Source organism: Paracraurococcus ruber (assembly GCF_004353985.1).
Lineage (GTDB): Bacteria > Pseudomonadota > Alphaproteobacteria > Acetobacterales > Acetobacteraceae > Paracraurococcus > Paracraurococcus ruber.
Map to the genome: position 1 here is coordinate 1 of NZ_SMOA01000373.1, position 4,335 is coordinate 4,335.

The window sequence follows — 4,335 nt, forward strand, 5'->3', positions numbered from 1 at the left end:
CACCGGGCGCGGTCCGTGGTGACAGCCCGCGAACGCCAGGCCCGGCTCCGGCCGGCGCGGGCGGTCCCGCCGGGGGATCGGCGCCCGTCGCCGCCGGCGGGGCGGTGGCCGGCGGGGTTGCCGCTGCGCGCCATGCCTCGCGCCAACGGGACCCTCGGCGGCTTGCCAAGCCGGCGCCTTTGCCCTCCCCTGCCCCGTCCATGACCGCGCGCGACACCGCCCCGGACCCGGCGCTGCCCGCGGCCAGCATGACCCCGGCCGCGCTGCGCGCCGCCTTCTTCCGCAGCTTCCCCGGCGTCGCCCCGGCCATCATCCTGGCCGCCATCGACCAGACCATCGTCGCCACCGCCCTGCCGGCCATCGCCGGCAGCCTGGGCGTGGTGGACCGCATCGCCTGGGTGGTGGTCGCCTGGCTGATCGCGGCGACCATCGCCGCCCCGGTCTTCGGCCGGCTGGGCGATGCCTTCGGCCGCCGCCGCCTGCTGCTGGCCGCCCTGCTGGTCCAGGCCGCCGGCGCCGCGGTATCCGCCGGCGCGCCGGCCTTCGGCTGGCTGCTGCTGGGACGCGTGCTGCAGGGCTTCGGCGCCGGCGGCCTGGCGACGCTGAGCATGGCCCTGATCGCCGAGGCGGTGCCGCCGCGGGAGCGCGGCCGCTTCCAGGCCTGGATCGTCGCCTGCTTCACCACCGCCTCCTGCCTCGGCCCGCTGCTGGGCGGCTGGCTGACCGGCGGCTTCGGCTGGCGGGCGGTGTTCTGGGCGATGCTGCCGGCCAGCACCTTCGCCTTCGCCCTGGCGCTGCGGATCCCGGCGCGACCGGGCAGCGGCGGCGGGTTCCGGCTGGACCTGCTGGGCGTGCTGCTGTTCGCCGGCTTCGTCACCCCGGCGCTGCTGGCGCTGCAGGCGCTGCAGCGCCTGTCCCCCGCCGCCCTGCCGGGGGCGCTGGCGCTGGCGGCCGTCGCCGCCCTCGCCCTGGTCCTGCTGCTGCGGCAGGAAAGGCGGGCGCGCGACCCGCTTCTGCCCCTGCCGCTGCTGTCCGAGCCGACCATCCTGCGGAGCAACCTGCTGACCGGCTGCGCCCATGGCGCGCTGGTCGGCCTGATCACCTTCCTGCCGATCTGGCTGCAGAGCGTGCGCGGCCTGACGCCGGCAGAGGCCGGGCTGATGCTGCTGCCGCTCTCCCTCGGCGGGGGCATCGGCGGGCTGACCGCGGGGCGGCTGATGACCTCGACCGGCCTCGGCATGCCGATCGCCGGCGTGGGGCTCGGCCTTGCCGCCGCGTCGCTGCTGGCGGTGGCCTGGCTGGCGCCGGTGCTGCCCACCCTTTGGCTCGGCCTGCTGCTGGCGCTGGTCTCCGGCGGGATGGGCTGTTCCTACCCGGTCTCGCAGATCACGGTGCAGGTGGCGGCCGGCCCGGCGCGGCTGGGGGCCGCGGCGGGGTCGGTGCAGTTCTCCCGCACGCTGGGCGCCGCCATCGCCGCGACGCTGCTGGGGGCGCTGATCTTCGGCACCCTGGCGGCCGGCGACCCCGTGGTAGCGTCGCTCTTTGCCCGCCTGGTGCGGGAGGGGCCGCGGCTGCTGCCGATGCTGGGCGAGGCCGAGCGCGCGGCGCTGAGATCCGGCCTGACCGAGGCCTTCCGCGCCGCCTTCGGCGGGGCGGCGGTGCTGGCCCTGGCGGCCTGCTGGCTCGCCTGGCGCGTGCCGGTCCGGCGGATCTGATCCCAACGGCCAAACGCTGACGGCCGTTGATCGTGACCGGTCGACGGTCCCTCCATCGCCGGGCGGCTTGCGCCGCAGGCCCCGGCGGCGCGGGATGAGCCGCGGCGCCCGTCCGGGCGCTCGGCATGAATGGACCATGCCTGCCGCTGGCATGACGGGGCGGCGCGCGGCCGGTGCGGCCGGCCGAAGCGCCGAACGGTGCCCGCCGGGACGGGACGCCCCCCCCGCGTCGGCGCGCGGCATCGATGCGAACCCGCCTTGCGGCGAGCCGGGGCCCCGGATCCATGTCCCCCGGGGCTGCCCGGCACCCGAGGGCGTCCGGGCGATCGGACCGGCCATGCCCGATGACCGTCGGCATGAGGCGCGCTGGCAACGGGCAGGCACGACCATCCGGGGCGCGCGGACGCCACGCCGGAATCGCCCCGTGCACGCCTCGGCGCGAGGCCATGGGCAGGGCGCTCCGCAATCCATCGAGAGGCACCCGCCGGGACGATCCTTAAGAAAGGCGTAAGCAGGCGGCGTGATCACGGAATCGCGATCATCCCGGACCTACAACCATGCCGTTCCGCATGACCATCTCCCATCGCGTCCACGCCATCACCGGCATCGCCGTGCTCGGCCTCATGGTCCTGATGGCGGCGGGCACCTGGCATGCCGCGGGCATCCTACAACGCGACCGCGTCGCCCTGTTGCAAGCGGTGGTCGACACCGCCCTGGCCACCGCCGCCCGGTTCGAGGCGGAGGAGCGCGCCGGCCGCATGGACCGCGCCGCGGCCCAGCAGGCGGCGGCGGCGGCGATCCGGGCGCTGCGCTACCGCGGCCAGGACTATGTCTGGATCAACGACATGGCGCCGCGCATGGTCATGCACCCCTTCCAGCCGGCGCTGGAAGGCCGCGACCTGTCGGAGGTGAAGGACCCGGACGGCATCCGCCTCTTCGTCCGCTTCGTCGAGACGGTGCGGCGCGACGGCGCCGGCACCGTCCGCTACCAGTGGCCGCGCCCGGGTGCCGCGGCGGGCGACCCGCCGGCCGCCAAGCTGTCCTGGGTCGCCGGCTTCGCGCCCTGGGGCTGGGTCCTCGGCACCGGCGTCTATGTGGACGACCTGCGGGCGGAGATCCGCGCCCTCGCGCTGCGGGAGGGGCTGGCGCTGGCCGGCGCCGCGCTGCTGGTCGGCCTGCTCGGCTGGTGGGTGGCGCGCGGCATCGTCCGGCCGCTGCGGGCGGTGACCGGCGCGACCACCGCCATGGCGGGCGGCAACCTGGACATCCCCGCCCCCTGCGCCGGAAGGCGGGACGAGCTGGGCGACCTGGCCCGGGCGCTGGAGGCCTTCCGCGCCGAGGGGCTGGAGAGGCGCCGCCTGGCCGCCGCTGCGGCGGACGAGCAGCAGGCGCGGGAACGCCGGGTCGCCGCCATGGACCGCCATACCCAGGATTTCGGCACCACCGTCTCGGCCGTGCTGCATTCCCTCACCGACTCGGCCGGCGCCATGCGCGGCGTGGCCGGGCAGGTGGTGCAGGCGGCGGCGCAGACCCGGGCCGAGACCGCCGGCACGGCTGAGACGGCGCAGGACAGCGCCCGCAACCTGGCCGCCGTCGCCGCGGCGACGGAGCAGCTGACCGCGAGCGCCGCCGAGATCGCCCGCCGCGTGGCGGAGGCTGCTGGCGCCGCCGAACAGGCGGTGGCGCGCGCCCGCGCCACCGACGAGACGGTGCATGGCCTGTCCGCCGCCGCCGCCGAGATCGGCGAGGTGGTGCGGCTGATCGGCGACATCGCCAGGCAGACCAACCTGCTGGCGCTGAATGCGGCGATCGAGGCGGCGCGCGCCGGCGAGGCGGGCAAGGGCTTCGCAGTGGTGGCCAGCGAGGTGAAGGCCCTGGCCGGGCAGACCGCCAAGGCGACCGAGGCCATCGGCCGGCAGATCGCCGCCATCCAGGGGGCCACCGGCACGGCGGTGGCGGCGGTGGGCGACATGACCGCCGGCATCGACCGGATCCGCGACATCGCCGTGGCGATCGCCGGCGCGGTGGAGGAGCAGGGCGCCGCGACCGGCGAGATCGCCCGCCAAGTGGCCGCCACCGCGGTGGCGACGGAGGGCACGACGGCGCGCATGCGCGACGTGGCGGCGCTGGCCGAGGCGGCCGCGGGATCCGGCCAGCGGGTGCGGGAAGCGTCCGAGGCGATCAACGAGGTGGCCGGCACGCTGCGGGCCGAGGTGGATGAGTTCCTCGCCGGCATGCGGCGCAGCGAGCCGGCCGAGCGCCGGCAATGGGAACGCATCCCGGGTGGCGGCGCGCTGGCGCGCGTCGCCCGGCCTGGCGCCGAGGCGGCGGTGGCGGCGCGCATCGCCGACATCTCCCGCGGCGGGGTGGCGCTGCGGGACTGCGCCCTGCAGGCCCCGCCCGGGGCGGAGGTGGATGTGATGCTGCCAGGGGAAGGGCCGCCGGTCCGTGCCCGGGTGGTGCGCGCCACGCCGGGTGAGCTCGGGCTGTGCTTCCGGCAGTCGGAGCCGGCGCTGACCCGGATCGACCGCGCCCTGGCGGCGATCGCCGGGGCGGGGCCGGCCCGGGCGGCCTGACCCGGACGGTGGCCGGCGGGGGGCCGTCGGGGCGGCGCCGGCGC

At 77.4% G+C, this 4,335-nt stretch carries 2 protein-coding genes; both read left to right on the top strand.

The window, feature by feature from the left end:
- The first annotated feature begins 200 nt into the window (after positions 1 to 200).
- On the top strand, positions 201 to 1,715 hold the full coding sequence (locus E2C05_RS29235) for an MFS transporter (protein WP_133223144.1): 1,515 nt from the start codon (positions 201 to 203) through the stop codon (positions 1,713 to 1,715).
- A 569-nt stretch (positions 1,716 to 2,284) separates the two neighbouring features.
- Positions 2,285 to 4,291 (top strand): methyl-accepting chemotaxis protein, encoded by a 2,007-nt coding sequence (locus tag E2C05_RS35290; RefSeq protein ID WP_205083169.1) that lies wholly within the window; start codon positions 2,285 to 2,287, stop codon positions 4,289 to 4,291.
- The last annotated feature ends 44 nt before the right edge of the window (positions 4,292 to 4,335 follow it).